The 25,578-nt window shown below is 55.2% G+C and carries 25 protein-coding genes; 13 read left to right on the forward strand and 12 right to left on the reverse strand.

Annotation, left to right across the window (positions count from 1 at the left end):
- Nucleotides 1-21 precede the first annotated feature (21 nt).
- Both ACR0JF_RS18410 and ACR0JF_RS18415 read right to left on the reverse strand, forming a co-directional pair.
- Nucleotides 22-2,022, reverse strand: a complete 2,001-nt coding sequence (locus ACR0JF_RS18410) for an alkyl/aryl-sulfatase (protein WP_480669604.1) — start codon at nucleotides 2,020-2,022, stop codon at nucleotides 22-24.
- 66 nt (nucleotides 2,023-2,088) lie between these two features.
- Entirely contained in the window at nucleotides 2,089-2,274 is a 186-nt protein-coding gene (locus ACR0JF_RS18415; RefSeq protein WP_058284053.1) for a hypothetical protein, read from the reverse strand.
- A gap of 276 nt (nucleotides 2,275-2,550) precedes the next feature.
- Between ACR0JF_RS18415 and ACR0JF_RS18420 the strand changes: the two genes are divergently transcribed.
- On the forward strand, nucleotides 2,551-4,215 hold the full coding sequence (locus tag ACR0JF_RS18420; protein WP_170662853.1) for an alpha/beta-hydrolase family protein: 1,665 nt from the start codon (nucleotides 2,551-2,553) through the stop codon (nucleotides 4,213-4,215).
- Between the two features lie 58 nt (nucleotides 4,216-4,273).
- Here the strand turns inward: ACR0JF_RS18420 and ACR0JF_RS18425 are convergent, their stop codons facing one another.
- The 6 genes from ACR0JF_RS18425 to ACR0JF_RS18450 form a co-directional block, all read right to left on the reverse strand.
- Nucleotides 4,274-6,091, reverse strand: coding sequence for an SLC13 family permease (locus tag ACR0JF_RS18425; protein WP_170662854.1), 1,818 nt, complete (start codon nucleotides 6,089-6,091; stop codon nucleotides 4,274-4,276).
- A gap of 48 nt (nucleotides 6,092-6,139) precedes the next feature.
- Nucleotides 6,140-7,123 carry an ABC transporter ATP-binding protein gene (locus tag ACR0JF_RS18430; RefSeq protein WP_480669605.1) on the reverse strand — a complete coding sequence of 328 codons (984 nt, stop codon included), beginning with the start codon at nucleotides 7,121-7,123 and terminating at the stop codon, nucleotides 6,140-6,142.
- Between the two features lie 355 nt (nucleotides 7,124-7,478).
- On the reverse strand, nucleotides 7,479-7,952 hold the full coding sequence (locus tag ACR0JF_RS18435; protein WP_480669606.1) for a GNAT family N-acetyltransferase: 474 nt from the start codon (nucleotides 7,950-7,952) through the stop codon (nucleotides 7,479-7,481).
- Nucleotides 7,953-8,080: 128 nt separating this feature from the next.
- The gene (locus ACR0JF_RS18440; protein WP_170662855.1) at nucleotides 8,081-8,515 is read right to left on the reverse strand and encodes a carboxymuconolactone decarboxylase family protein; all 435 of its coding nucleotides are present in this window, start codon (nucleotides 8,513-8,515) and stop codon (nucleotides 8,081-8,083) included.
- Nucleotides 8,516-8,538: 23 nt separating this feature from the next.
- Complete coding sequence (locus ACR0JF_RS18445; RefSeq protein ID WP_170662856.1) at nucleotides 8,539-8,949, reverse strand: DUF6326 family protein; 411 nt, start codon at nucleotides 8,947-8,949, stop codon at nucleotides 8,539-8,541.
- Between the two features lie 107 nt (nucleotides 8,950-9,056).
- Nucleotides 9,057-9,446, reverse strand: a complete 390-nt coding sequence (locus ACR0JF_RS18450) for a hypothetical protein (protein ID WP_170662858.1) — start codon at nucleotides 9,444-9,446, stop codon at nucleotides 9,057-9,059.
- Nucleotides 9,447-9,579: 133 nt separating this feature from the next.
- Between ACR0JF_RS18450 and ACR0JF_RS18455 the strand changes: the two genes are divergently transcribed.
- The 6 genes from ACR0JF_RS18455 (at nucleotide 9,580) to arcC (ending at nucleotide 16,508) form a co-directional block, all read left to right on the forward strand.
- Complete coding sequence (locus ACR0JF_RS18455) at nucleotides 9,580-9,963, forward strand: winged helix-turn-helix transcriptional regulator (protein ID WP_480669607.1); 384 nt, start codon at nucleotides 9,580-9,582, stop codon at nucleotides 9,961-9,963.
- A gap of 450 nt (nucleotides 9,964-10,413) precedes the next feature.
- Nucleotides 10,414-11,901 (forward strand): YfcC family protein, encoded by a 1,488-nt coding sequence (locus ACR0JF_RS18460; protein WP_170423403.1) that lies wholly within the window; start codon nucleotides 10,414-10,416, stop codon nucleotides 11,899-11,901.
- Nucleotides 11,902-11,910: 9 nt separating this feature from the next.
- Nucleotides 11,911-13,290 carry an amino acid permease gene (locus ACR0JF_RS18465; RefSeq protein WP_170662860.1) on the forward strand — a complete coding sequence of 460 codons (1,380 nt, stop codon included), beginning with the start codon at nucleotides 11,911-11,913 and terminating at the stop codon, nucleotides 13,288-13,290.
- The gene (locus ACR0JF_RS18470; RefSeq protein ID WP_170471693.1) at nucleotides 13,287-14,513 is read left to right on the forward strand and encodes an arginine deiminase; all 1,227 of its coding nucleotides are present in this window, start codon (nucleotides 13,287-13,289) and stop codon (nucleotides 14,511-14,513) included. The genes ACR0JF_RS18465 and ACR0JF_RS18470 overlap by 4 nt, the downstream gene beginning before the upstream one ends.
- Nucleotides 14,514-14,567: 54 nt before the next feature.
- Nucleotides 14,568-15,566, forward strand: coding sequence for an ornithine carbamoyltransferase (gene argF / locus ACR0JF_RS18475; protein WP_170640571.1), 999 nt, complete (start codon nucleotides 14,568-14,570; stop codon nucleotides 15,564-15,566).
- A gap of 3 nt (nucleotides 15,567-15,569) precedes the next feature.
- Nucleotides 15,570-16,508 carry a carbamate kinase gene (gene arcC / locus ACR0JF_RS18480; RefSeq protein ID WP_170555729.1) on the forward strand — a complete coding sequence of 313 codons (939 nt, stop codon included), beginning with the start codon at nucleotides 15,570-15,572 and terminating at the stop codon, nucleotides 16,506-16,508.
- 246 nt (nucleotides 16,509-16,754) lie between these two features.
- Here arcC and ACR0JF_RS18485 read toward each other — a convergent pair whose 3' ends face one another.
- Nucleotides 16,755-19,493, reverse strand: a complete 2,739-nt coding sequence (locus ACR0JF_RS18485) for a cation-translocating P-type ATPase (RefSeq protein WP_170662862.1) — start codon at nucleotides 19,491-19,493, stop codon at nucleotides 16,755-16,757.
- 562 nt (nucleotides 19,494-20,055) lie between these two features.
- Between ACR0JF_RS18485 and ACR0JF_RS18490 the strand changes: the two genes are divergently transcribed.
- Nucleotides 20,056-20,337 (forward strand): HlyU family transcriptional regulator, encoded by a 282-nt coding sequence (locus ACR0JF_RS18490; protein ID WP_050605642.1) that lies wholly within the window; start codon nucleotides 20,056-20,058, stop codon nucleotides 20,335-20,337.
- Between the two features lie 332 nt (nucleotides 20,338-20,669).
- Entirely contained in the window at nucleotides 20,670-20,921 is a 252-nt protein-coding gene (locus ACR0JF_RS18495; RefSeq protein ID WP_170662864.1) for a WGR domain-containing protein, read from the forward strand.
- Nucleotides 20,922-20,973: 52 nt separating this feature from the next.
- Here ACR0JF_RS18495 and ACR0JF_RS18500 read toward each other — a convergent pair whose 3' ends face one another.
- Nucleotides 20,974-21,219 (reverse strand): hypothetical protein, encoded by a 246-nt coding sequence (locus ACR0JF_RS18500; RefSeq protein ID WP_170662866.1) that lies wholly within the window; start codon nucleotides 21,217-21,219, stop codon nucleotides 20,974-20,976.
- Between the two features lie 230 nt (nucleotides 21,220-21,449).
- Nucleotides 21,450-21,821 (reverse strand): hypothetical protein, encoded by a 372-nt coding sequence (locus tag ACR0JF_RS18505; protein WP_170662868.1) that lies wholly within the window; start codon nucleotides 21,819-21,821, stop codon nucleotides 21,450-21,452.
- 215 nt (nucleotides 21,822-22,036) lie between these two features.
- Here ACR0JF_RS18505 and ACR0JF_RS18510 point away from each other — a divergent pair, with 215 nt between their 5' ends.
- The 4 genes from ACR0JF_RS18510 (at nucleotide 22,037) to ACR0JF_RS18525 (ending at nucleotide 24,455) form a co-directional block, all read left to right on the forward strand.
- Nucleotides 22,037-22,288: a helix-turn-helix domain-containing protein gene (locus ACR0JF_RS18510; protein WP_170662870.1), complete on the forward strand. Its 252-nt coding sequence runs from the start codon at nucleotides 22,037-22,039 to the stop codon at nucleotides 22,286-22,288.
- 36 nt (nucleotides 22,289-22,324) lie between these two features.
- Nucleotides 22,325-23,053, forward strand: coding sequence for an exonuclease domain-containing protein (locus ACR0JF_RS18515; protein WP_170662872.1), 729 nt, complete (start codon nucleotides 22,325-22,327; stop codon nucleotides 23,051-23,053).
- A 351-nt stretch (nucleotides 23,054-23,404) separates the two neighbouring features.
- Complete coding sequence (locus ACR0JF_RS18520) at nucleotides 23,405-23,905, forward strand: hypothetical protein (protein ID WP_480669608.1); 501 nt, start codon at nucleotides 23,405-23,407, stop codon at nucleotides 23,903-23,905.
- A gap of 100 nt (nucleotides 23,906-24,005) precedes the next feature.
- On the forward strand, nucleotides 24,006-24,455 hold the full coding sequence (locus ACR0JF_RS18525; protein ID WP_170662875.1) for a hypothetical protein: 450 nt from the start codon (nucleotides 24,006-24,008) through the stop codon (nucleotides 24,453-24,455).
- Between the two features lie 9 nt (nucleotides 24,456-24,464).
- Here ACR0JF_RS18525 and ACR0JF_RS18530 read toward each other — a convergent pair whose 3' ends face one another.
- The gene (locus ACR0JF_RS18530; RefSeq protein ID WP_170662877.1) at nucleotides 24,465-25,205 is read right to left on the reverse strand and encodes a hypothetical protein; all 741 of its coding nucleotides are present in this window, start codon (nucleotides 25,203-25,205) and stop codon (nucleotides 24,465-24,467) included.
- Between the last annotated feature and the right edge of the window lie 373 nt (nucleotides 25,206-25,578).

The raw sequence follows: 25,578 nt of genomic DNA on the forward strand, positions 1-25,578 counted from the left end.
ATTTGGCGCGGGAGCACCACATCACTCAGGCACCACACCCTTCAGTTCTTCCGCGTCATAGGGGTCGTGTTCAATAGCTTCTTCATCACTGGCGCGTGTGCCCGGAAAGACTTCGTATTTTGGGTCGAAATCCACCAGCAGACTGGCCAGTGTTTTCAGAATGGAAGGGTCACCCGTGATCTGCGCGGACCCTTCGGCAATGTGTTGTTCAAAACTCTTCTCTCCGGCCAGAGTTTCTTCCAGCTTTGCGCGGTCAATCGCCAGCGTCAGGTCAGCAGTTTCAGCCTGATACCCCTTTGTGTTCGTTAACGTCGCGTTTTCCAGTTCGACAATAAATTCCTCTCCATTATCCGGAGTTCTCAGATTGATCGTAAACCTCAGCCCCTTAGCTTTTTCGCTATCGAGCCGGATTCCGAGGAAGTTCAGAAACAGCTCAGTCGACATGGCGCGCATAACGTCAGGATTGGTTGTTTTGACGGCCTGCCCGGAAGGGATACCGGATCGCAATTCAAAAGCGCCCGCCAAGAATGAGTTGCGAAGCCCAGGGTTTTCCTGCTGATAACCGATTTGCTCGAAGGCATCCGCGAGAAGATCACGAGCGACTTCGTTTTCGGGTTCGGCAAGCGCAACCTTGTTCAGAATTTCAGCAACCATCAAATAGTCACCAGCGTCGTACATTTCGCGGCAATTGGCGACAATTGCCTCGGCCCCGCCCATCATTCGGACGTAAACCGGCGCTGAGTTTTCCGGTGAAGGCGGAATCAGTGTTGCGGGATTACAGTCCCAAAATCCGAGGTATCGCTGGATTACACCACGGCTGTTATGCTCAGGTGAGCCATGGTAACCGCGAGCGTGCCAGTGTTTCTGAAGACCCTCGGGGACTTTGTAGACGTTATGGATTTGGTTGATTGTGACGCCGTTGTTTGCGTGATGAAGAACCTGATTGTTCATATTCGCGTAGATATCGCGCTGCGCCCGCAGCACCTCTTGAATCCTCGCATTTCCCCATCGCGGCCAGTGGTGCGCGGCGAACATAACTTCGGCCTCTTGACCAAATCGGTACAAGGCCTGCGCTATGTACTTTGACCAAACCAACGCGTCGCGTACTGGAGCGCCGCGAAGGGTATAGATATTGTGCAAGCAGTGGGTGACATTTTCGGCCATCCACAAAGCCTTCATGCCGGGAATGTAGGTGTTCATTTCCGACGGCGCCTCAGTATCCGGCGTGTTTTGGAAGACCATCGGAATGCCATCCACCTCGAATTCCTCATAGTCTTTCGAGACGATCCGCGTAGGGGCAATCAGTGTCACAGCGCCACGTGATGCAGCCTGCCCCAGACCCTGTGTGACATAGCCATGTGGATCAACGGGTAGTAGAATACCGTACTGGTAATAAGCCCTGCGATTCATAGCGTTACCAGCATAAACGTTTTCGGACACCGTATTGTCCATGAAGCCAACGGGAGCGATGATTTCAACTTTGCCGGCCGCCACATCTTCTTCCGATATGATACCCTTTATCCCGCCCCAATGATCCACATGATTGTGCGAGTAGATCACAGCGGTAATGGGAAGCTCTCCGCCAATATGTGATCGAAACAGTTCCAACCCGGCGCGTGCGGTTTCCGCTGACACCATCACGTCGAAAACGATCCAACCAGTTTTCCCGCGAACAAAAGACATCTGGGACAGATCGAAACCGCGGATTTGATAAATACCCTCGACGACCTCATATAGTCCGTAGTCCTGGTTCAGCTTTGCCTGACGAAACAGCGACGGGTGAATGCTTTCGTAGCTATCCGCCTCGTCAATGAAATCGAACTGCCCCATGTCCCACGCAACGTTGCCTGCATCCGCCATGATTTTAGGATGCTCCATTTTTGCGATCAGACCGCGTTCGCATTCGTCGAAGTCGCGGGTATCGTCGAAAGGCAAGGCATCGTGTGCGGCCTCCAGAACGGATTTGGTGTGCTGTGACGGAGGATTGCCTTTGGCATGAAAATGTGGCCGTTCGCTGGGCATGATCAAATTGCTCCTGATTGTAATGAGAGATTCCTGAACAGAACCGATCCGTGAAGGTTGGATAGTTTATTCGCTTTGGGTTGCATCACCGCCGACGGGAGCGATCCGGGTCGGGCCCTCTGAACGAGTGAATAGATAGACCATGAACAGGACAAAAAGGATTGCGACAAAGCCTACGACGCCGGCCATACCAAAAAGCGGTGCCCGATGCCGTTCATTCTTGTCGTTTGGATCGGTGTTGTTTGACGACATGTTGATCTTCCCCCCGAATGATCATTGTTTCCAAATCCCCGATTGCACCGCGTGATAGGTCGCACGGACACAACACGTGCCGATGCAAAGACTGGCACTCGGCAACAAAAAGATAATGTTTTCTATATGTAAGAATATCAATATGCTTAGGTTTTGTCGTGAATTTTGTGACGGGTCAGTTAGTCAACAACGTTCCTGGCTCGCGCCGCAAACTTCGCGAAGTTCTTAGCTGAAGCAGGGCGGACTCAAGCCGTACGATTAGGAAGGATTAGGGAAATGGTTCGGTTGCGCGCTTTTATTGCTGGATTGTCCATTCCTTGTTTTCTGCTTGGTCTGATTTTGTTTACGGCGTCACTGACACCGTCCATGATCCCCCGTGGGCCGATGGCGCAAGGCGTTCTTGGTGGCCTGGTCATGTCGCTTGGATACTTGATAGGGAAAGTGATTGGCTTGATCTGGCTTGCAGCCGACCTGCCTGTAATTCCACGTAAGCTGGCTGTTCTGCGTGATGTGTTGCTTACGGGTACAGTACTGACACTCGCGGTCTGGTCGATCACCCTTAACCTTGAGTGGCAGAACGATTTGCGTAGCAAGATGGGGCTTGCAGAGGCCGAAACCCAATACCTGATGACAATGCTACCCATCGCCTTGCTCACATTTTCCGCCGCCTATCTGATCGGCAAATTGATTGAAGGCATGTTTCGATGGACGCGCGCTAAGTTCTATCGCTTCATGCCGCCAAGGCGGGCCAACATCCTCGGCGCTTTAACAGTGTTCACAGTACTGTTTATCGTAACTCGAGATGGCGTTTTCGATCGGGTAGTCGCTACGCTCGACGAAAGTTACGAGGCGGCTCAGGAGCTTTTTGACACCGCGCCACCAAAGCCTGCCAATCCAAACAAAACCGGGTCGTCTGCCTCGCTCATCGATTGGGCGGCTATGGGCAAGCCGGGCCGCGACTTTGTCGAGACCGGGCCGGATGCGGAAGTTATTTCAAAATTTTCTGGCAGACCCGCTTTGGACCCAATAAGGGTTTATGTGGGTCGGGCAAATGCCGACACACCAATGGAGCGGGCGGAATTGGCCTTGGCGGAGCTGAAACGCCTTGGTGCATTTGAACGAAAGATCCTGATTGTTACAAGCCCCACCGGAACCGGTTGGATGGATCCGGGATCGCATGATCCCGTCGAATACATGCACAACGGTGATATAGCGACCGTAAGCGTCCAGTATTCCTATATGCAATCACCACTTGCTTTGGTTCTTGAAACCCGCACTGGCCTGGATCAGGCGACCGCTCTTATGGAAGTTGTGCATGACTATTGGCGAACTCTCCCGAAAGAAGACCGCCCCAGGCTATATGCGCACGGACTAAGCCTCGGGGCCTGGTCGTCGATGTATGCAACCAACCTGTTTCGTCTGGTTGGTGATCCTATCGACGGAGCGTTCTGGGTGGGGCCGCCATTTCCTTCAGACTTTTGGCAGCGTGTGCAGAATTCCCGACAACCGGGCAGCCCTTGGGTTTTGCCTACAATTGGTGATGGTTCGATTGTTCGCTACGCTTCCCACTTCGCGGACGCGTCTAAGGCTGCGGCTGATTGGGGCCAGATGCGAATTGTCTTCTTGCAGTACTCAAGTGATCCGATTGTCTTCTACGATCCGTTTTCCTTCTGGCGTGCTCCTCCATGGATGAAAGAACCGCCCGCGGAAGATGTTTCAGAACACCTTACATTTATACCGGTTGTGACCAAGTTTCAGTTGGCCCTCGATATGGCATTATCTTTCGGGACACCACCTGGACATGGGCATGCCTACTTTGCCGAGGATTACATAGGTCCGTGGGTACAGGTTACTGCACCCGAGAACTGGACTGAAAAAGACACAGAACGCCTCGTTGCTCACTGCGATGTTGGATTCCAGTATGGGTGTGTAAACAATTGACTTCACTTTGCCCCCGAAGTGTCAACTAAAACAACGGCATAAATTAGGGAGTAAACCGTTAATAAGGGAACAGCATTGGAGCGATGATCACCGCGACAGTGCCGGTCAGAATTGTGAGCGGCACACCGAGCTTTAGGAAGTCAGCAAAACTATACCCCCCGGGTGCAACGACCAATGTGACCACAGGTGTTGAGATCGGAGTCGAAAATGACGCGGATGCAGCGATCAGAACACACAGCGCAACTGGGTATGGCGAAATCCCAAGTGCTTCGGCGGCTGAAATAGCAATCGGCGCAACAAGTACCGCAGAGGCAGTATTGGATAGGACTAAGCCCAATAAGGCCGTTAAAACAAAGATCGCCGCCATGACTGCGCGCGGACTGGCTTCTCCGACAAGGTAAAGCAGTTGGTCGACGATTAGGTCCGATCCGCCCGTAGCCTGCAGCGCGTCAGCAAGTGGCAACATCCCGGCGATAAGAACGAGGCTTGGAAGCTTTACGGCGCGATAGGCGTCTTCGGCGGAAAGCGTGCGAAGCAAGACTGCTGCTACCGCGGCCATCAGTACTGCAGTAGTTATTGAGACGAGTTCTGAGACCGTCAGGGCAACCATCGTGGCCATGATGGCAATCGCAGCCCAAAATCCCGTAGCTGCCGGTGGGACGGATGTCCGCTCATTTGGGAACGACAGAAGCACCAACATATCATGCCTTTCAACCGCACGATCCAAGTCTTCCCATGATCCGGCAAGCATAAGGCGATCGCCTGATTGCAAAACTGCAGTGTTGGGGTGTTCGACGGGCTCGCTGTTTCTCACCAGGCCAACTATCTCAATCCCTTTGGTTTCGAACCCGGGTGCATCATGCATTTGTCGACCAATCACATTAGCCTCGGGGTGGATCAATACATCCGCGAGACCCAACTGATCGATCCAAACAGCGCTTGATTTCTGAAAACCCAAAGTTTTGGCAAACAACGCATTGGTTGATAACTCCGCCAGTGCGTCTTGGGCTCCTCGAATGAAAACTATGTCACCCGGTAGCAGTTCCATACCTTCACGAAACATGGCTGCAAGGTACTTTCCTTTGGCGCCAGGCCTCAGTCGAACGAGTATTGCCGTGCCACTTCCCGTCAGCTTGTCAACGTCCTCTGAGAGTACTTTGCCAGTGACCCTGAAAGTCGCGGAATGTACATCCAATCCAAAGGTTTCCCACATACCTGCAAGCGTCGTTCCGGAAATTGCGAACTCCTGTTCATCAGGGGTCGACTTGGTCTTCAACCGGTAGCGGCCCCAAAACAAGACAAACAGGACTGCAACAACCAGAACCGACGCACCGATCAGAAAGAAGGAGAACAAACCGAAAGGCTGGTATCCCTGCGCGACCAACTCATCACTGACGACAAGGTTCGGAGGCGTGGCGATCAGGGTCAGCATGCCACTTATCAACGCGGCATAGGACATCGGCATCAAAAAACGAGCCTTGTCGTTTGCCGTTTCTTGAGCAATTCGCAGAATGACCGGTATGAAAATTGCGACGACGGCTGTTGAGCTCATAACGCTCCCCAGAAGTGCCGTGCTGATCATGATGAGCACCAGCAATCCAGTTTCACCACGACCACCGTGCCGCATGATGGCGTCCCCTACTGCGCGAGCAACGCCGGTTCTATCCAACATTTCGCCCAGCACAAGAAGGCAGGCGACAAGGATTACAACGCTGTTCCCAAAGCCCGATAGGCTCTCCCCAATTGTCAGCGTGCCGCTGAGGGCAAGCGCAAGAACAACTATCAAGGCAACGAAGTCATAGCGAACACGGTTGCTTGCCATCAGCACACCCGCGACGGCAATCAGAGCGAACACAAATCCGGCTTCATTCGTCATTATACTACCCCCTTCAAACGATAGGGCGTCCATCCATGCGTGCAAATTTCAGGTGGTCGCGTCAGCCATATCCACGCCTGCTTCCCGCAGCAGTTCAAACTTCACAGCTGTTGCACTGACCTGTCGATAAAAGGCAATCAGCTGCCGCGTCGGGCCCTGAAGACGTGTCAAACCTACGGTGGCGGCGACGACTGTGCCGACATCCGTATTGCCTTCCAGGACCTGCCAACCGCCCACGACAAGAACCCCCACCGTCCCGGCTCCGTTAATGGCGCTTAGTACAAATTTCGAAGACAGCTTCCAGACGAATATCCGGGAACGGGTATCGTAGATCTCGTCAAATTTGGGAATGATCTCCGCGGCCGAGCGATCAGGGTCAACAAGCCAGTTGGTGGCTTTGCGCAATGTGTGAACCCTGTCTGACACAAGGGAGTTCACGCGCGTCTGAACGAGAAGAACAATAAACACCTGAGGGATAATCATGCCAATTGCAATCAGCCCCAGAGAGGGTTGATTGGCCGCAATATACCCAACAATCACAACAAGGGTTCCGGCTTGTACGATGGGTTCAGACAGAGCGCTACCAGAGAATTTTCCTACTTGTTCCGCTTCGGCCGACACCATTGTTGCTTTGGCACCATAGGCAACTTTCTCGGAACCCCCTGGGTTTTCGCGAGACAGATTGCAAATACGCTTGCGCAGCTTGCGGATCATGTCCTCGCCAAGGACGCTCGAAAGATACCCCAGCACCCATTTCAGCGCGAGACTCAGGGTTATCACCGCGCCCATAGCGGTACCAAGCCACAGCAAGCCTCCGGGGCTTATGTTCTTTTCGGTCAGACCATTCACGATTTCCTTCTGGTAGTTCAGTGGAAACGCCGCCAGGGCGGCAATGGCCAGCGACAGCAAAATGTTGACCACCTGACGATGTCCCGTTGTTCTCAAGATAGATTTGTAAAATTCGATCACTCGCTCCCCCAAAATCCAAGAGCACCTTTGCTTGAAGGTGCGGGTACATTGTTGTGACTGCACCCTAACACTCAATCCAATCTGAATATAAATCTACCTTTTCTTCGGACTAAACGACTACGCTTGAGACGCTCGAATTCAGGAGCAACGATGTGAGTGAAAACATATAGCGGGGAATTGAGAGCGGCCGCTGATGTCCAATCCTGGAGAAGCGGAACTGCACTAAATAGACGAGAGATCTCAAGCACGATTTGTAGGATTGGCCGAATTTCAGGTTGACCAAAATCTGAGATTAGTACGAACGTCGGCTCTTGATCAGCTGCAACGCAGCATGTGATTGTACATTTTGATGTCCGGTTTGGGCAGAACCTACAACATATTCTGAAGCCGTCGGTTAGCTACAGATCGGACAATGCTGTCATACTGTCTCAAGACGGAATTTGAGGAACTTCTCGCCATCGTACTCGATTTGGCCAACCGGCTTTGCACCCAGTCTGCCGAGCGCTCCCAGGTTTTTGCGGGACGGTGGCAACAGAAAGGTCACAAATGGAATGCGGTCGTCCGCCATCGCGAAATCAATTGCCTTCATTGCAATGTGCCGTCCAAGACCGAACGCGCTAGGTTTCAGGACCAACCCGAAGTCCCACTCCTCGCCTTCCTTCTGAAAACCACCCCATCCGACATATTGGCCGTATGCCATAATAGCCCAGTGGCCAAGCTCGTCACGCGCCCAGCATTGCTCTTTTTTGGCCACAAACCCGGCCGCGACCTTTGTATCCCACGCAGACGTCAAAAGCGGCATATGCTCAGCGACCCGAGGGTCGGACATGTGATCTACAATCTCGGCCAGCTCAACTTCGGTGAGCCTTGCGAATGTGATGTCGTTGGTCACGGTCGCCTCCTTTGGCGTCAATTTGCGGCCTTCCCAGATCATGCACAGCACATTTCCGGTCGGGTTGAGGGTGAAGCCCAGATTACCGGGTCTCACCTACTTGGTAACGGTTGCCGGGCAAGCTTCCGTCAGTGCCTTGACTTCTGAACTCGGTTCCAAAGATTGATCATGCCGATGTCAGCTGTGATGACCGAGATCTCCTCATCGGAGTAGTGCTTTCGCAATTCCCGCCGGAGGTCCGACAGATCCCTGTCCCGATCGAGGTATGTCAGCGCTTCGGTCCAGGCGAGGACCGCTTGTTCGGCCGGCGAGAAATGGTCCACCTCGCGCCAGACAACGAGCGTATCCAGCTTTATTTGTGCAACACCTGCTTTGCGTGCTTGGTTGAGATGCATGGCCACACAGTAGGCGCATTGATTGATTTGAGACGCCCGAAGCTCGATCAGCACCGACAGGGCATGATCTAGGCCACGATTGGCCATCAATGCATGGGTGTGGCCGAGGTGGCCGAATATCTCCGATTGGTTTTTCTCGTGCGTGAGCGGAGGATTCGTGTCAGTCATGGATTTTCCATTCTTGGTTGGGGTTATGCGTGGTGCGCAGCACCGGTGTTCAGTGTCGGCTTCCATTGCCAAGCCATGAAAACGATTGCCGACATCGCGATGAGTTGAAGTGCCAGGTGGTAGGCGTCATCCAAATCAATGGGCGCGGGTGGGATCATGGTGGCCGACGTGATCAGTGCTGCGACGAACGTGAGTGGTCGGGCAAAGCGACGTTTCAAGAGCAGTGACAGCGGCACCATTGAAATTGGCACCGAGACAACGATGCCACCGATCAACATCAATTCCGGCGTGATCTCCATGCCGTTGAATTGGCCTGTCATGATGGTTTCGAGGAACCCGGGCATCACGAACTGGTGGAGATCGCGAAAGATGATGTTGAGCAGAATGAACAGCCAAAGGGCCGAGAGTTGGATGTGAGTGTCGACAGATCGCATAGGTGTAGTCTTTCTTTGGTCTGGAGAAGGGAGGACGGCGGCCAGTGACCGCAGGTTTGAACCATCTGGTTTTGGACGCGGTTTGCTCGATAGAAGCTCTATCTTCGCTATCCGGAGAGAACCTGTTGAATGGCAGCCGTTGGACTCAGTGCTGCCCAGATAAGAAGAAGACCAATCGTCCCAAAAATGGCGGCAAAAGCCCGAGACGATGCGGCCGGAGCAAAGGCGAGAATTCCCGCAGCACCAACATTGGACACGATACCCATCAGGACTGCCGCCCAGGGAAACACCCCATCCGCGCTTTGCCAAAGCCCTGCGCCGTAGCCAACGAGCAAGGCTGTAGCGGCCATTCCGTAAAGCCGGAAAAGGGTCGCGGACGCAGCGGAGACGCCGGTCATGGTCTCAAGCCGGTGCCGCGGCAACAGCAAGAACGGCCCCGACACCAGAACAACTGTCACCACGATCTTCGCAGTAAGAATCAACGATATTGCAGACATAAGCTGAAACCCTATTGTGAACTCAGGATGCAAATATAGGAGCTGAAACCGGATGTCAAACCCAGATAGCATGTATCGTCGACAATCCCCCGTCCCCATAGAAAAATGCGGGGCGGCTCTGGCGACCGACATCATGTCAGATCGATGGACAATTCTGATTATGCGCGAGGCATTTTACGGTGTGATGAGGTATGATGACTTCCGCGCGGATATCGGCATACCGCGATCTGTCCTGACGGACCGCCTCAAGCGTCTGGTCGACGCCAAGATGCTCAAGCGTATTCCCTACCGAGAAGGCAATTCTCGAACCAGATACGGATATGCGCTTACAGACATCGGTGTGAGCTTTGGTCTGCCCCTACTTGCTTTGATGGCTTGGGGGGACGCGCACTTTGCGGAACAGGGAAGCGCGATATCGATCATCGATCGGTCAACTGGAAAGAAATTGAAGGTCGCTTTGGTGCCCGAAGAAACGCCTGAAGTCAGTATAAACGGCGTGAAGATTGTTCCGAACTAGGCCGAACGAAGAGAGTTGATCCGTCACAGGGCGAGCCGCACGTGTGAAGTCGTTTCATGCAAGTACGTCTCATCGCGAGGCGGCTACGGCGCACATTCTCAAAGCGTCATTCCACGTGAGTGTCTGCTTTGTCCTGCGAACTGTAGATTAGCCTGCGCAAGGTTTTGCACCGGCGGCGAAGGTCCGCTCTGACGCGTCACACCGCAGCATCCGACATCCAAAACGGACGGCAGGAATGGGCCGCCCCTTAACTGCGCAAGCCAATGTGGAAGTCCATATGCTGCACTGGCTCCGATGGCCGCGAAGAGCCCATGGCAGACATTGTTCAATGTGTTCGACAACCTCACGTTTTACGAAAGTGACAAGTCACCGCGTTGGTACTAAGTTGAGACATAAATATTCAAATATTTGACTGCCCAGTTTCTCAGCTTCACCCAGCGCGAGTTTCATATGTCCAAGTTCAAATTTCCTACCGCCTTTACCATTCTGTTCATACTGATTGCCGTCGTGGCCGCCCTTACGTGGGTTATTCCGGCCGGTGAGTACGACCGTCAGATGAACGAAGCTCTGGGCAGCGAAGCGCCTGTCCCGGGCACCTACCACGAAGTCGAGCCGAACCCCCAAGGACTTACGGCAGTTATCCTTGCCCCGATTGCAGGTATGTACGATCCTGGTCTTCTGGGAAGTTCATCCAGCGCGGCGATTGATGTCGCTTTGTTTGTTTTAGTCATCGGCGGTTTCCTGATGGTTGTCACCAAGACAGGAGCTATCGACGCCGGCATCGGTTGGTTGCTGCACAGGTTGGCAGGGCGGGAAATCCTGATGATCCCAATCCTGATGATCGCCTTTGCCTTTGGCGGGACAAGCTATGGCATGGCCGAAGAATCCCTCGCGTTCTACGCTCTGATCATTCCGGTTTTTATTCGGGCAGGGTACGACTCCTTGACCGGGGTTGCGGTGATCATGCTGGGCGCAGGCATTGGGACCCTGGGCTCAACCTTCAACGCATTTGCGACAGTTGTTGCCTCGCAAGGTGCGGGTATTCCGTTCACGAACGGGATCGTTCTTAGGTTCATTATCCTTGTCCTTTGTCTTGCTGCGGGCATCGCATTTGTCATGCGATACGCATCACGCGTGAAAGCCGACCCGTCATTGTCCGTAGTGGCCGATCAGGCCGAGGAAAACCGGGCGCATTTCCTAAAGGGTTCGGAAGGCGATGATACGTTCCCCGAGATGACCAAGACGCGTTCGATCATTCTGGTTCTTTTCGGGATTACCTTCGCCATCATGATCTATGGTGTTGTCGCGCTGGGGTGGTGGATGGCCGAGATGTCCGGTCTCTTCCTGGTGATGTCCATCATCGTTTGGTGGGTCGGGAAAACGGATGAAGGGTCCAGAATGGACGAAGGGACCTTTGTGGAAACCTTCGTTGATGGCGCGCGCGATTTGCTGGGCGTTGCCCTGATCATTGGCGTCGCGCGCGGTGTTGTCGTCATTATGGACGCGGGCAAAATCACCGACACAATCCTCGCCGGAGCCGAGGGGTTTGTCTCGGGGCTGAGCGAGTTTGCTTTTATCAACGCGATGTTTGGCATTCAGATCTTGATGTCATTCCTGGTGCCGTCCTCGTCAGGGCTGGCCACGCTTTCGATGCCGATCATGGCACCACTGGCAGACTTTGCGGGCGTCGGTCGTGACCTGGTGGTTACAGCGTATCAGTCAGCAAACGGATGGGTGAACCTGTTCAACCCGACATTTGCCGTCGTCATGGGAGGGCTAGCCATTGGTCGTGTGTCATATGACCGGTGGCTGCGCTTTGTTTTCCCGCTGCTCGTAATTCTAGCCGTGATCATCTGCGCCGCACTTACCGTTGGGGCCATAACTGATCCGGGGATCGACGGGCCGGCAACCGAGACTTCAGACACAACATCGAACTGAGCCGTCGCAATGACCGATCGCTCCGCTCCAGAGACGACTTCGACATCGGGTGCCCTAGGGCTGACGGCCTGTATCGCTTTGGTTGTTGGAAACATGATCGGGTCGGGAGTGTTCCTTCTACCAGCGTCACTTGCACCGTTTGGGCCAATCGCAATTGGTGGGTGGATTCTGACTTCGGCAGGGGCGCTTGTTCTCGCGATCATTTTCGGAAGGCTGTCACGCGTCGTTTCGAAACCCGGTGGCCCCTACGCCTATTCGCAAGAAGCATTCGGAGACTTTGCAGGCTTCATTATTGCCTGGGGGTATTGGATCGCGCTTTGGACCGGGAACGCAGCTGTTGCTGTCGCGTTGGTGGGTTATCTGGGGTTCCTGTTTCCAATTATCATCGAAGTGCCAATGTACGGCCTATCGACCGCGTTGGTCGCGATTTGGACGCTTACTTTGGTAAATATCCGAGGCGTTGAAGGGGCCGGTTTGGTTCAGATCGTGACCACCGTGCTCAAACTCGCGCCTCTGATCCTGATTGGCACGTTGGGTATCTTCTGGATCGAAACAGAGAACTTCATCCCGGTTAACCAAAGCGGTACGACGGCCTTTACGGCGATCTCGGCTGCGGCAGCCCTGACGCTCTGGGCCTATTTGGGCCTCGAGTCTGCGACCGTTCCATCTGGCGACGTTATCGAGCCGGAAAAGACCATACCGCGCGCCACGGTCATCGGCGTGATTATCGCGGCCAGCGTTTATATAGCGGTGACCGCCGTTTCGATGGGCGTCATTCCTGCCGAGTTCCTGGCTATTTCTGCCGCACCGCTGGCAGCGGTCGGCGAAGTCATGTTTGGCACCGTTGGCGGTATACTCGTAGCCGTAGGTGCGGTGATATCTACGTTCGGAACTCTGAACGGCTTCACACTGCTCAGTGGCCAGGTCCCCTATGGCGCTGCTTTGGACCGCGTTTTCCCTGCAGCTCTGGGCCGGAAATCCAAATTCGGAACGCCTGCTAACGCTCTGATATTGTCGAACGCCCTGGCCTCCGTTCTGATCATCATGAACTATGCTCAAGGACTGGTCGCCGCATTCAACTTTGTTATTCTACTTGCTGTTGTCGCAAGCCTGTTGCCCTATGCCATCTGTTCCGTGGCCGAGATCATGATCCGGCTAAAAGGTGGGCAAGTCCTGCATGGCCCAGAATTGGCGAAGGTCGTTGTTCTGGGTGCCCTTGGCTTCATATATTCCGTGTGGGCCTTCGTCGGTTCGGGTGCGGAAACCGTTTTGGTTGGCTCTGTCTTGCTGCTTTTGGGCGTTCCCATCCATGTCTGGGTCCGCTGGAGCCAGGCCAATGACGTTGAAGACATTCAAAAAACAGATAGTTCGAAAGGAGAGTTGCCATGAAGCTCGGCGTTCATTCCGAGATCGGAAAGCTCAACAAGGTGATCGTCTCGCGCCCGTCACTGGCGCATGATCGACTGACACCTCGAAACTGCGAAGAGCTTCTGTTCGATGATGTGATCTGGGTCGAACAGGCCCGCAAGGACCACGCTGAATTCTGCTCGCTTATGCGGGAACGCGGGGTCGAGGTTTACGACATTCAGGATCTGCTGGCCCAAGCTATCGCGGACGACCCAGAGGCGCGGGCCTTCATGCTGGACCGCTTGATCACGCCCAATATGGTCGGTCTTGGCTTTTCAGTTGAAATGCGTGCCTGGCTGGATGAGATGGACGCCAAGACCTTGGCACGCCACATGCTGGGTGGAATCATCTTTGCCGATCTGCCCAAAGGTATGATCGACGAACAATTTGGCGACTTGGTATCGCTGGGCGATTTCATCCTACCCGCTGTCCCGAATGCGCAGTTCCAGCGTGACCCGTCTTGTTGGATGTTCAATGGGGTCACGACGAACCCGATGTTCTGGCCGGCTCGCAAGCCGGAAACCCTGATTATGCGCACCGTGTATCGCTTCCATAAGATGTTCAAGAACGCCGAATTCGAGTTCTGGTGGGGCGACAGCGACGACGATTTTGGCCTCGCCTCGGTCGAGGGTGGCGATGTGCAGCCGGTGGGCAACGGCACAGTGTTTATCGGCATGGGCGAGCGCACGACCCGACAGGCCGTGGCACAGGTTTCAGAAGCGCTGTTCCGCAAGGGCGGCGCCGAACGTGTTGTCGCCTGTGCGATGCCCAAGAGCCGTGCAGCCATGCATCTGGATACTGTCTTCACTTGCCTCGACCATGACAAGGTCACCGCATTCTCAGAAGTTGCGGACCAGATCACCTGCATCTCGATCCGTCCGGGTGACCGGGGAGATTTAGATATCCACGTTGAAAAAGGGCACCTGTTCGACGTCTACAAAGAAGCCCTGGGGCTGAACTCGCTGGAAGTCATTTCTACCGGTGGCAATGAATTCCAGGCCGAGCGCGAACAATGGGATGACGGCAATAACGTCGTCGCCCTCTCGCCAGGTGTTGTTGTCGGCTATGCGCGCAACACCTTCACGAACGGAAAGATGCGCGCAGCCGGTGTCGAGGTGATCGAAATCTCGGGTCAGGAACTGGGGCGTGGTCGCGGTGGCGGCCACTGCATGACCTGCCCGATCGACCGCGACCCCGCCTATTGAATTTACCATGGGCGCAGCCCCTGCGCCCTCTGATTTTTGTTAGGGAGAGATAAAATGGCATTCAATCTCAAAGGCCGTAGCTATCTGAAAATTGCCGATTTCAGCCAGCGTGAAATGCTGTATCTGCTGGATCTGGCCCGCGACCTGAAGCGCGCGAAATACGCCCGCGCCGAACAGCCGTCGCTGACCGGCAAGAACATCTGTCTGATCTTCGAAAAAACTTCGACACGCACCCGCTGCGCCTTTGAAGTGGCAGCATACGATCAGGGCGCGAACATCACCTATCTCGATCCGTCGGGCTCACAGATCGGGCACAAGGAGTCGATGAAAGACACCGCCCGTGTTTTGGGACGTATGTTCGACGGGATTGAATTCCGCGGCGCGGGTCAGGACATGGTCGAGACACTGTCAGACTATGCCGGCGTCCCGGTCTATAACGGCCTGACGGACGATTGGCATCCGACCCAGATGCTGGCCGATATGCAGACCATGATCGAGCATGCAGACAAGCCCCGCAAAGACATCGTCTATGCCTATTCGGGTGATTGCCGATCGAACATGGGCAATTCGCTTCTGATGCTGGGCGCCATCATGGGCTGCGACGTTCGGATGATTTCTCCGAAGGAAACACAGCCCCATGACGATGTACGAGAATTGGCGATGGAGCGGGCCGAAAAGACGGGCGCACGTGTGACCATCACGGACGATACGTCTGCGGTCGAAGGCGCGGACTTCATTCATACCGACGTCTGGGTATCAATGGGTGAGCCGAAAGAGGTCTGGGCCGAGCGCATCAAGCTGCTGAGTCCCTATCAGGTCAACATGGATCTGATGAAGAAAACGGGCAACCCGAGCGTCAAGTTCATGCACTGTCTGCCAGCCTTCCACAATCTGGAGACCAAAGTTGGTCAGGACATTCACGAACAGTTTGGCATCACCGAGATGGAAGTGACCGAGGAGGTTTTCGAAAGCGATATGAACATTGCGTTCGAACAAGCAGAAAACCGGATGCACACCATCAAGGCGATCCTCGTCGCAACACTGGGGAGCTGAACCATGGGACGCGTTGTTGTAGCACTTGGCGGCAACGCGCTTCTCAAACGGGGTGAGGCGATGACAGCGGACAATCAGCGCAAGAACGCGAAGATTGCCGCCGAAGCCCTCGCCCCGCTCTGCGAAGCGCACGAAACCGTCATCACTCATGGCAATGGTCCACAGGTCGGGATGCTGGCCCTGCAAGAGATTATGTATACGGATGTCGAGGAGTACCCGCTGGACGTTTTGGTCGGCGAAACGATGGGCATGATCGGCTACATGATCGAGCAGGAGCTTGGGAACATCCTGCCCTTCGAGCATCACATTGCCACCCTTTTGACCATGATCGAGGTCGACCCGAGCGACCCGGCCTTTGACAACCCGACCAAGTTCATCGGGCAGGTATATTCCGAAGCGGACGCCAAGAAAGAGGCGGCCGACAAGGGTTGGACGGTGAAACCGGATGGCGAGTACTGGCGGCGCGTGGTGCCCTCGCCGCGCCCGAAACGTATCTTTCAGGTCGAACCGATCCGTTGGATCCTGGAAAAGGGCGCGACCGTGATCGCTGCTGGCGGAGGCGGCATCCCGACGATGTACGAGGCAGGCGCTGAAAGGAAACTGGTCGGGGTCGAAGCCGTCATCGACAAGGATTTCGCCTCGTGCCTTCTGGCGCAGAACCTTGGCGCAGATTTCTTTGTCATCGCTACAGATGCAGAAGCCGTGTTCCTGAACTGGGGAACGCCTGAACAAACAGGAATTAGATCGATCACTCCGGATTCATTGGATGAGTACGACTTCCCCGCCGGGTCAATGGGCCCCAAGGTTCAGGCGGCACAAGACTTTGTGCGATCCTCGGGCGGTCGTGCGATCATTTGCGCCCTAGCCGATGTTCCTGCAGCCGTTCGCGGTGAAAAAGGTACGACAGTATCGCTAGAGGCGGGCGAAACACAGTTTCACTAGGCCCGAAGAATAGGCTTTGTTGATTGTAATGCCTTCTATGGGACACCGGGGTCGACACTGCGCGCTGCGCGTCACTAGATCGTGCGTATGGGTTATCAGGCCATAAAATTTAACTTCCTCTGACATCCTTGTGGGCGGAATGCTGGCCAGGCACAATGCAGACCCTCTGCCAAGAAGTTGACAACGAATGGGTGCTTCAGGATGTCCATTCTAGCACCTTCAGTGCCGTTCTAAGCAAAGGTAGCGTCAGAGCCATTTCAGTCCGAACATTTCCTTCAGCGCAGACAACAGAAGCGTGGGCAGTGCGGCGATGAAGAACACTCCGAGCAAATGCGACAGAGGCAGGGAAACTGTTCCAAGCACGAAATGTCCAGCGCCGGTATAAATGGCGAGAAGAGACAGCAATATGGAAATGCTCACCGCTCCAAGCAAGGTGCGGTTGCCGAGCGGCGACTTGCGGTAGAGCGTGGAGGTCGTTCGGGCGTCGAAAATATGCCAGATCTGGGCAAAGATCAGTGTCATGAACGCTGCTGTCTGGGCGTGTTCCAAGGAGGCGCCTCGTTCGAGAAACTCCTGGAAGACATAAAAGGTCAGCAGGCCGAGCAGCGTTCCCCGGATCAGGATCCGCTCCTTCATTCCGCCGCCGAACAGATTATCGTCGCGCGGGCGCGGTGGGCGCTGCATCAGGTCGGGTTCCGCTTTCTCGAAGCCGAGTGTCAGAGCCGGTAGCCCATCCGATACAAGATTCACCCAGAGGATCATCAGCGGTGTGATCGGCAGGAGCGGGTCTGCCCCCATCAGTAGGAAGGCGAACAGGATCGTTGAGACCTCGGCCACGTTGGCGGTGAGCGCCTGCCGAATGAATTTCAAAAGATTGTCGAAGATGCGCCGGCCTTCGCGGACTGCCGTCACGATGGTGGAGAAATTGTCATCGAGCAGCACGAGGGCAGCGCTGTCTTTGGCGACCTGCGTGCCGGTGATGCCCATGGCGACACCAATATCCGCCGCTCGCAGAGCGGGCGCGTCGTTGACGCCATCCCCGGTCATTGCCGCCACCTCGCCATTCTCCTGCATGGCATTGACGATGCGCAGCTTGTGCTCCGGGGTCACCCGGGCAAAGACGGCCGCGTGCTGCACCATCTCTTTCAAATCCTGATCGCTCATCTGGTCGAGCTCGACCCCGGTATGAACCGTCTGCGCGTCGCTGGTGCGAATGCCGATCTGTTCCGCAATCGCTTGGGCGGTCACGGCGTGGTCGCCGGTGATCATCACCGTTCGGATGCCGGCCCCGGTTGCCTCCGAAACGGCGATGGGTACTTCGCTGCGCGGCGGGTCCATGATGCCGTGAATGCCAAGCAGTACGATCCGCTGCTCGGGATCGGCATGGTCCAGATCCTCTTCTGCCACCTCCCGATAAGCCACGGCGAGGGTCCGGAGCGCCTTCTCGCCGAAACTGTCGATCACCGCCTCGATCTCTTCCCGCAAAGCCGGGGAGATCTCAAGCGTTTCCCCGGCCATGCGGACATGGCTCGCCCTTGACAGGATCACATCAGGCGCCCCCTTGGCGCCGAGTACAGTGCGCCCATCCGGCAATCGAGCGAAGACAGACATCATCTTGCGCGTTGAATCGAAGGGGAATTGCCGAAGCGCCTCGACCCGCGCTTCTGTCAACTTCTCGCGGGAAATCCCGACCTTGGCCGCGGCCACGACCAGAGCGCCCTCAGTCGGGTTGCCCTGGATCGCCGGGCGCCCGTCAGCCTCGACCATACGCGCATCGTTGCAATAGGCGGAGACGGCCAGCATCTGCCGAAGATCCGTTTCGGCCTCGATCTCGGCCACGCTGCCGTCTTCGGAACGGAACTCGCCATGCGGATCGAACCCCTCGCCGGTCACTTCCCAGTCCTTGCCACCGGCCCAGCATTGCATCACCTGCATTTGGTTCTGCGTGAGCGTGCCGGTCTTGTCTGAACAGATCACCGAGGTCGCGCCGAGCGTTTCTACAGAGGAAAGCCGTCGCGCCAAGGCGTTGCTGGCAATCATGTTTTGTGATCCCAGCGTCAGAACGATGGTGACTACTGTCGGCAGGCCCTCCGGGATCGCCGCGACCGACAGCGAGATTGCCGTGTTCAGCATCTCAGCCGCATCCATTCCATTGACCACGCCAATGCCGATCACGATGGCGACCACGATCAGGGCCGCCATGATCAGCACCTTGGAAAGGCCCTCGATCTTGAGTTGCAGCGGGGTTTTTGGCTCTTTCGCAGAGGACATGAGGGCAGCGATGTGACCGACCTCGGTCTCCATTCCGGTGCCCACGACAATGCCTTCACCAGCGCCGCCAGTGACCTGCGTGCTCATGAAGCCCATATTCAGACGATCGGCCAAAACGACGTCTTCGTCCTCGATCGGATCGGCATGTTTGTCGACCGGTTCGGATTCTCCCGTCAACGCGGCTTCGTCGACCTGCATCCGGCTGGCGGTGACAAAGCGAATGTCGGCGGCCAGAATGTCACCGGCTTTTACTCGCAGAATATCGCCCGGCACGAGATCCGCCGCCGGTACCTCGACGATCTCGCCGCCGCGGCGCACGAAGGCCTGCGGTGCAGACATCTCCCGCAGGGCTGCCAAGGACTGCTCGGCCTTATATTCCTGCCAGAAGGAGATGAAGGCGTTAAAGACGGCGATCGCGAATATCGCAATCGCATCAACCCAATGCCCCGTATAGGCCGAGACAAGAGCACCTGCTATCAGGATGATCAGCAGCGGGCTTGCGAATTGCCGCAGGAGCATCTTCCATGGCGGAACTGTTGCAGTCTCTTCCAAGCGGTTTGTACCGTGTGTTGAAAGCCGCTTGGCCACCTCGTCCGGATTCAATCCCGTCTCAGGGTTCACGCCGAGGTTTTCGGCGACCGCTCTACCGTCCAACACCCAAGGTGCGTTCGCGTTTCCAAGAACCGATGGGGTTGTCTGTGCGAAAGCTGACATTCTCAACTCCGAATGAGCAATTGCGTGACCGGATAAGTCTTGGGGTGCCAGTGCCCATTCTCAGCCAATGAGCCAACCTGCGCAGTTCATTGACGGTTCTCCAATTTGTGATGCGCACGCCTTTATCCAGATACCAGCAGCGACGGAGCTTTGTCATCTGCAAAATCGAGAAAGGTAAGAAAAGCAGATGTTCGCCATTGAATGGAATACGCCCAGCCTAGAGAGACCGCGGTTAGCCGACATTTAGGCTCTTCCTGTCAAGGGCAGCAATGTCCGCAGACTGTGAGTTCAGCCGTCGCTAGATTCTGCACTCGCAGCGAACGGCCGGTTCAGTGAAGCTGCACTGCGGCGTCGAGGATTGCGACGAATGTCTCTTATGGGCCGTTCCGTACAAGGGAGAGTGGTGCGGAGGACCGAGCTTTCGCCGTGGATCGGGACCTTCAGTTCATGCGCGGAGCGCACTTTCGGGTCGACGGACGGTGATCTAATCTCACGACCCGCTTCACCCCAGTTCTTGGCGGCGTTAATCTCCGGTCCGAGCAACATTGAAAGGAGGCGCCCCATGTCCCTCTTCTCCAAACTCTTCGGTGGCGGCGAAGAGTCTGAACCGGAGCCAGTCTTGTACAAAGGGTTCGAGATTTTCCCTGACCTGATGCCCGAGGGCGGCAAATACCGTTTGCTGGCCCGTATCGAAAAGACCATCGACGGAGATCGTAAGACCCATTCGGTGGTCCGGGCGGATGTGTTTGAAAGCCGGGATCAGGCCGAAAGCTTCAGTATCGCCAAGGCGAAGCAGGTAATTGACGAACAGGGCGAACGCCTCTTCAGCTCCGGAATCCAGTAAGTTGATATCCGTTGGGCGATCGGTGGATGCCATGAGTGGCTTCTTGCGCGCCACCCCTGACTTGGTCCAAGCGTGCAAGTCTGACAAAACGGTTTGGATCCGATCCTGAGGATCGGACAGTTTGCCGATGGCCGCATCGGTAAATCAAATGGGACGCTCGGCCGGCGAGTTTTACGTATCCAATCGAATGTATTTATCGAAATTTTCAGAAGTGAATGTGCGGCGGGTAGGTAAAGTCGACATCAAGGCGCATTCAGGTTCTGAATCCTTTTTGAAGAATTCATCTCTCAAAGTCATTGGACAGAAGCTCTGTAGCAAAGGATAGTGATGGCATGGAGCTGAACGCAGCCATACCTGTCCACCTGATCCACGTGGACCCTGACCTCAACATGGCGCGGTTCTATGGGATTGAACTGCAACCGACGCTGTTTGGGGAAGTGTCTGTCCTTCGGACCTGGGGGCGTATTGGCACAACCGGTCAAGCTATGAGGGTGACGTATGATGACGAAGCCCAGGCTAGTGAAGCGCTCCGAAAACTTGAGACACAAAAGCTCCGTCGAGGGTATGTGCCCGTCGGTGGTTAGTATCACCCACCAGTGATCGTAGATCTTTCCTCTCTCAACCCGGTTGAGCGATCTATTCTTTGGCCACCCGGCCAGACTGGACATGATCACCAAGATTTTCCAGCTCGTCCTGACAGGCTTCAGAAATTCCCTCTGGCAAATTGTAAGCTTCAATATCTGCTTCGATCTTTCTCAAGTCAGATTCCAGTCCCATGGATTGGAAAGCATCGACTTCTCGAAGGCGGTAAATCAAACGTTCAATGAGCAAACGATGGGCCAGCATCCGGCCCAGCAGTTCACGAACTACGGGTTCTTGCATGCATCAGTTCTCCTCAATCCGCACAGTAGGCACGATCGGAATTCCGGGGTCAATTGTGGAGCTTAGCTTGAGGGGAACCTGCGAAGATCGGCGCTTGACGTTCTGTTCGAAGCGAGAAAGTGCGATGCGACTTTACCCCCATGCAAATCCCGAGCCAGCCGGCACGTGATCTGCATGGATGGCGAGGTGGACCCGGCTAGATACCGGGAACACCCCAGACTTCGTACACGTTATGCTCGGTATGCCGTGTAGACTAATCGGTCACCGACAATAAGGAATGGCAGCTCGCGGGAGCCGGTGGCGATTTCGCAAACAAGCGCGGCGCCGGCCAGGAAGGCAGTGCGTCTGTCAGGAAACGGCGTGCGCTCTGGTGTTCCGACGCAGTTGGGCATTCCTGGAGGTACATGCTTGAAGGTGATGTTTGCGACCCAGCCGTTGAGGCGCTCGTCGATGTACAGTCCGAGTAGGTTATTACGTGTGACATATGGCGGATCGCTCGCCTCAGGTTGGGGATCTGTCAAGCGACCGGTGGCGTAGAGCGCCCGAAGAACAAAATTCATCACACCGAAATCGTCTCCGGGTTTTTCTGTGTATGGGATCATATCGAAGCCTTTGTTTTTTGTGTTTGATTGAGGGAATGTCTCCCGGTGTGAGAATGACCTGGGAACAAATTGAAAGCGTCAAAGCGGGTTTGTTGAACTTTTTTGAAAAAGTTCGATCAGCCGATCTTTGACTGTCTCATCCGGAGCAAACCTGTCCCGGAGATATTGCCGTAAGTCATTGACTTTGGTACATTCATTCTGCGGGAGGTCCACAAATGAAGCCTGATGAATTGATTGAGAAACTTACGGAACTCCGTCCCGGGTTGAAGGATCACCTCGACCGGAATGCACCCAAGAGAAACCTGGCGCTTGCATTGCGCGCAGCGCGCAAGACAGCCGGGATGACACGAGAGCAGGTGGCAGAACGCTCTGGTTTGTCACCGGCTGACATTGATGGCTTGGAGGCACCATCAGGGCGCTTTCCGGACAGGTCGACCGTGATGCGCTTTATGGACGTGTGCCGATAGTGGTGATCATGTTCAAAGGTAACAGGGCTGTACCCCATGTCTGATTTGGACGCCGATAAATTCGTGGAGAAGATGGCGAAACCGGGGGCGGAAGAGGAAGCTTTCTTTGCAAGACGCCAGGAACTTGGCCTTGGTGTTGGGGTTGACGCAGAAGGAAAGCCTGCCCGGTCGAAAAGCCTCATCTTCATTGACTTCGAGGCCTCGTCCCTGAGCCCGAAGAGCTGGCCGATCGAAGTGGGTATCGCCCAACTCAAAGATCGCCGCGTGGTGGTCGAGAGCAAACTGGTTCGGCCACACGAAACCTGGTCTCTCGACGAATGGTCGGACAAAAGCGCTGCCGTGCACAACATTCCCTTCTCCGAATTGGAGACTGCGATGCCTGCCGATGAGGTTGCGCATTGGCTGATTGAGAGTGTCGGGGACAACATTCTTGTGAGTGATTGTCCCGAGTTCGATCAGCGTTGGCTCGAGCGACTGTTGAGCACAGTCAACGAGTCCGCGAGGCTGGAGATTCAGGACTTCGATCGGATAGCGTGGATTGCGTTTTCGCGGGAAGAGGGCGTTCTCGCGCCTGGTCAAATTGGCCGGGTGTATAAGACCAAGACCAATCGAGGCACGACCCATCGCGCCGGTGCGGATGCAGCCGATTTAGCGTATGCCTTCCGATCCGGACTGCCGAAGACGGCATCGCCGGATTTTCTGGCCCCGATGTCCGAAAAAGATTTGCACGTTTGGGAAGGTGGCGATGAGGAAAACGGAGTATGAGACGCGGTTCGTAGCTTACCATCTCTTGTCGCGTGGAAAGGGTTTGTTAGTCGCTTTCAAAGCGGACGCACTGCTCATGTGACTTTGCTCGCTCGAATGAATGAGTTGCTGGAACATCGAAAGCTCGGAGAAACTGAAACCGCCCCGAGTGCCTATGGAACTTACGATTTTCACTCACATTCAAAGGCACAACTGCGTCACTGACCTGTGCTTTCTGCACGAACTTAAACGGGTGATATTTGTCCCTCGTCGCTCTCATTTGGTCCGCGTGTCTGCGATGGCACCCGGACGAAATGAGCCAATCGAGGTTCAATGAAATCTGGTTGCCTTCCACAAAAGAAGGAAGCCATCATGCCCAACACTCCCGCTTGCGAACGTTTCTCCACTGGTGATCTTGTCGCGTTCGACTTTCCCTTCAGCGATGGCGGCGCGAAGACTCGCGTCTGTCTGATTGTCGCTGAAGATCCCGGTCTGAACGAGGTTGTTGTCGCCTATGGGACAACGAACCTGCATCTCAATCGTGATCGAAGACACGCGGTGATCCTGAATAGTCAATCGGATTGGTCGGCGGCGGGCCTGCATCGGGCAACCCGGTTCCAGGTGGATCGCCGCATTCGCGTTTCAATGGATGATATGCGGTTCAAGCAGAACCGATCCCTGGGAACCGCTAAAGTCGGTCGGTTGTTACCAGGCCGGATTCAGCCACTAATGACATGCTACAGCCGTTTGAAACCCGTTTCTTGCGCTCAGGAGCGACTGGGTATCCATCCGAAACCACAGGTGCACAATGGCCGCCGTTCGTTTCTCGGCCGCCGGTCCTTACGACACAACGCGGGTTCCGCCGCCGCCTGATTTTAGGCTTCTCGGAACGCGGTGGGCATCAAAAGAGCCAACTCAAGTCCTCACTCGGGTGTTCCGGCTAACGCCTGCACACATTCAACAGGAATAAGAAATGAAGAAAAGCAAAGAGACCGAAACAGACGGGTGCGCGCCCAATAATCGTGCGGATGCTGGCGGAGATGAAAGCTATAAGAAAGGAGTAGAAGATCTGATCGAGCGCGACCGACAAATGACCGAGGCGCGTGCAGAAAAACTTCGGATTCTGCACGATATAGTCAAAGACACGTTCGATGCCGTGGTCCTGTTCGGGCAGCACTATAGTGGAAGGCTCGATACGATTTGCTCATTCTCGGTGTTTCACAAGGACCCGGGCACCCGAGCCACCGTGAAGGCCTTCGTGAAGGACGCGCTGCCCCGAATTGGCGTTGCGATTATTTGGGAGGGCAGGGATGTCATGGATATTCCGCTCCGCAAGGATAGGGCGACAGCGCATGAGAAGGTCAGGATGTGGGAAATCCTGAATCCATGCACGCGCCAATTGAATGGCGGAGATACCCGGTGACTTACCTGTTCAACTGCTCGGCTTCGTGTTTTCGGCGAGCTCAACAAAACTGCTGATGTCCTTCACTGTCGGACGGGGACCGTCAGGAAGAAGGCGTTTGCAATGGGCCTCAGATACCCGGCTGTGCTGCTGCTCAGCTGTGGCCCAGACCGGAACATGATAGGCACCGCCCGGAGCATTCGTTTCTGGGCAGCATTCGGAAACCTTGTCAAACGTCCCTGTCAACAACAGCGTGATTGCGTAGGGCAGGCGGGGTGTCAACTCGGGTGTCGATGTCATGGTTTCGCCTTTGACGTTCATCACGGTCAGGGTTTCGAACGTCAGGTAGGCTTGTCCCATCAAGAGCTGGTGGTGGTATAGCTCAGACATTTTCTGAACGGCATCACCGGTGCTGCACAGCAAAGCCTCTTGGGCGTCGTTTTCAAAACCAGCAAGCTTTTTACGGAAGCCACTTGGCAGGTCGTCTGTCTCGATCCGAAGAAACCGCGTGCCATCCCAGACAACAACGGCGTCAAAAACGAAGCGGCTCAATTCGAAGGGCGCATCTGTGAACACGTAGGAGACGGCGCGGATAGATGTGTTGGTGTCCGGCCAGTCGGCAAAGAGCTGCATCAGCCTGGCACGCCATTGCAATTGCTGTGTCCGAACGGATGACGTTTTCGGGAGGCTGTCGTTCGCGTAGCAAAGCGTGGCGTGCCCGCTTTGCGCTTGCGCGATGAGGGTGGTCAGTTTGGTGTCATTGGAAGGCATTTTGGTCCCATATTCATGCGTAACACGCGCCTTCGCACCCAGGAAAACCGGATCCTGTCAGGCTGCTGTGGAGGCAACATGGGAGCATGTTGGAGTTTTGATAAATCGCTGACCCGAAAAGCATGGCCGGCAGGGCAGGGCGGGATGCATCTGGGAAGCCCAGCGGCCCGACTTCAGTCCGTTTCATGATCTGCGATGCCAATTGCATCCACGCGGGGGTCCTGGGTTGTGCTGCGTTATTGCCTTTGGCTTCTTGAAATTTGGGACTGACCACGGAGACCAGAGTTTGGATTCGTGGGAGAGGTCCGAAAAAAATCTCAAACGGCGTTTCTCAAAATTGGACGTCGAATGAACCTTATGAGCGTCCGCGGCA

The organism is Ruegeria sp. BG11, from assembly GCF_056538565.1.

Excerpts from the sequence above, each read along its gene's own strand:
- ACR0JF_RS18495 (WP_170662864.1), top strand. The coding sequence starts at position 20,670 with ATGGAGCTGAACGCAGCCATACCTGTCCACCTGATCCACGTGGACCCT.
- ACR0JF_RS18450 (WP_170662858.1), bottom strand. The coding sequence starts at position 9,446 with ATGTCTGCAATATCGTTGATTCTTACTGCGAAGATCGTGGTGACAGTT.
- ACR0JF_RS18440 (WP_170662855.1), bottom strand. The coding sequence starts at position 8,515 with ATGACTGACACGAATCCTCCGCTCACGCACGAGAAAAACCAATCGGAG.
- ACR0JF_RS18465 (WP_170662860.1), top strand. The coding sequence starts at position 11,911 with ATGACCGATCGCTCCGCTCCAGAGACGACTTCGACATCGGGTGCCCTA.
- ACR0JF_RS18470 (WP_170471693.1), top strand. The coding sequence starts at position 13,287 with ATGAAGCTCGGCGTTCATTCCGAGATCGGAAAGCTCAACAAGGTGATC.
- ACR0JF_RS18420 (WP_170662853.1), top strand. The coding sequence starts at position 2,551 with ATGGTTCGGTTGCGCGCTTTTATTGCTGGATTGTCCATTCCTTGTTTT.
- ACR0JF_RS18415 (WP_058284053.1), bottom strand. The coding sequence starts at position 2,274 with ATGTCGTCAAACAACACCGATCCAAACGACAAGAATGAACGGCATCGG.
- ACR0JF_RS18500 (WP_170662866.1), bottom strand. The coding sequence starts at position 21,219 with ATGCAAGAACCCGTAGTTCGTGAACTGCTGGGCCGGATGCTGGCCCAT.
- ACR0JF_RS18515 (WP_170662872.1), top strand. The coding sequence starts at position 22,325 with ATGTCTGATTTGGACGCCGATAAATTCGTGGAGAAGATGGCGAAACCG.
- argF (WP_170640571.1), top strand. The coding sequence starts at position 14,568 with ATGGCATTCAATCTCAAAGGCCGTAGCTATCTGAAAATTGCCGATTTC.
- ACR0JF_RS18425 (WP_170662854.1), bottom strand. The coding sequence starts at position 6,091 with ATGACGAATGAAGCCGGATTTGTGTTCGCTCTGATTGCCGTCGCGGGT.
- ACR0JF_RS18460 (WP_170423403.1), top strand. The coding sequence starts at position 10,414 with ATGTCCAAGTTCAAATTTCCTACCGCCTTTACCATTCTGTTCATACTG.
- ACR0JF_RS18530 (WP_170662877.1), bottom strand. The coding sequence starts at position 25,205 with ATGCCTTCCAATGACACCAAACTGACCACCCTCATCGCGCAAGCGCAA.
- ACR0JF_RS18410 (WP_480669604.1), bottom strand. The coding sequence starts at position 2,022 with ATGCCCAGCGAACGGCCACATTTTCATGCCAAAGGCAATCCTCCGTCA.
- ACR0JF_RS18525 (WP_170662875.1), top strand. The coding sequence starts at position 24,006 with ATGAAGAAAAGCAAAGAGACCGAAACAGACGGGTGCGCGCCCAATAAT.
- ACR0JF_RS18485 (WP_170662862.1), bottom strand. The coding sequence starts at position 19,493 with ATGTCAGCTTTCGCACAGACAACCCCATCGGTTCTTGGAAACGCGAAC.
- ACR0JF_RS18520 (WP_480669608.1), top strand. The coding sequence starts at position 23,405 with ATGCCCAACACTCCCGCTTGCGAACGTTTCTCCACTGGTGATCTTGTC.
- ACR0JF_RS18505 (WP_170662868.1), bottom strand. The coding sequence starts at position 21,821 with ATGATCCCATACACAGAAAAACCCGGAGACGATTTCGGTGTGATGAAT.
- ACR0JF_RS18490 (WP_050605642.1), top strand. The coding sequence starts at position 20,056 with ATGTCCCTCTTCTCCAAACTCTTCGGTGGCGGCGAAGAGTCTGAACCG.
- ACR0JF_RS18455 (WP_480669607.1), top strand. The coding sequence starts at position 9,580 with ATGTCAGATCGATGGACAATTCTGATTATGCGCGAGGCATTTTACGGT.
- ACR0JF_RS18445 (WP_170662856.1), bottom strand. The coding sequence starts at position 8,949 with ATGCGATCTGTCGACACTCACATCCAACTCTCGGCCCTTTGGCTGTTC.
- arcC (WP_170555729.1), top strand. The coding sequence starts at position 15,570 with ATGGGACGCGTTGTTGTAGCACTTGGCGGCAACGCGCTTCTCAAACGG.
- ACR0JF_RS18510 (WP_170662870.1), top strand. The coding sequence starts at position 22,037 with ATGAAGCCTGATGAATTGATTGAGAAACTTACGGAACTCCGTCCCGGG.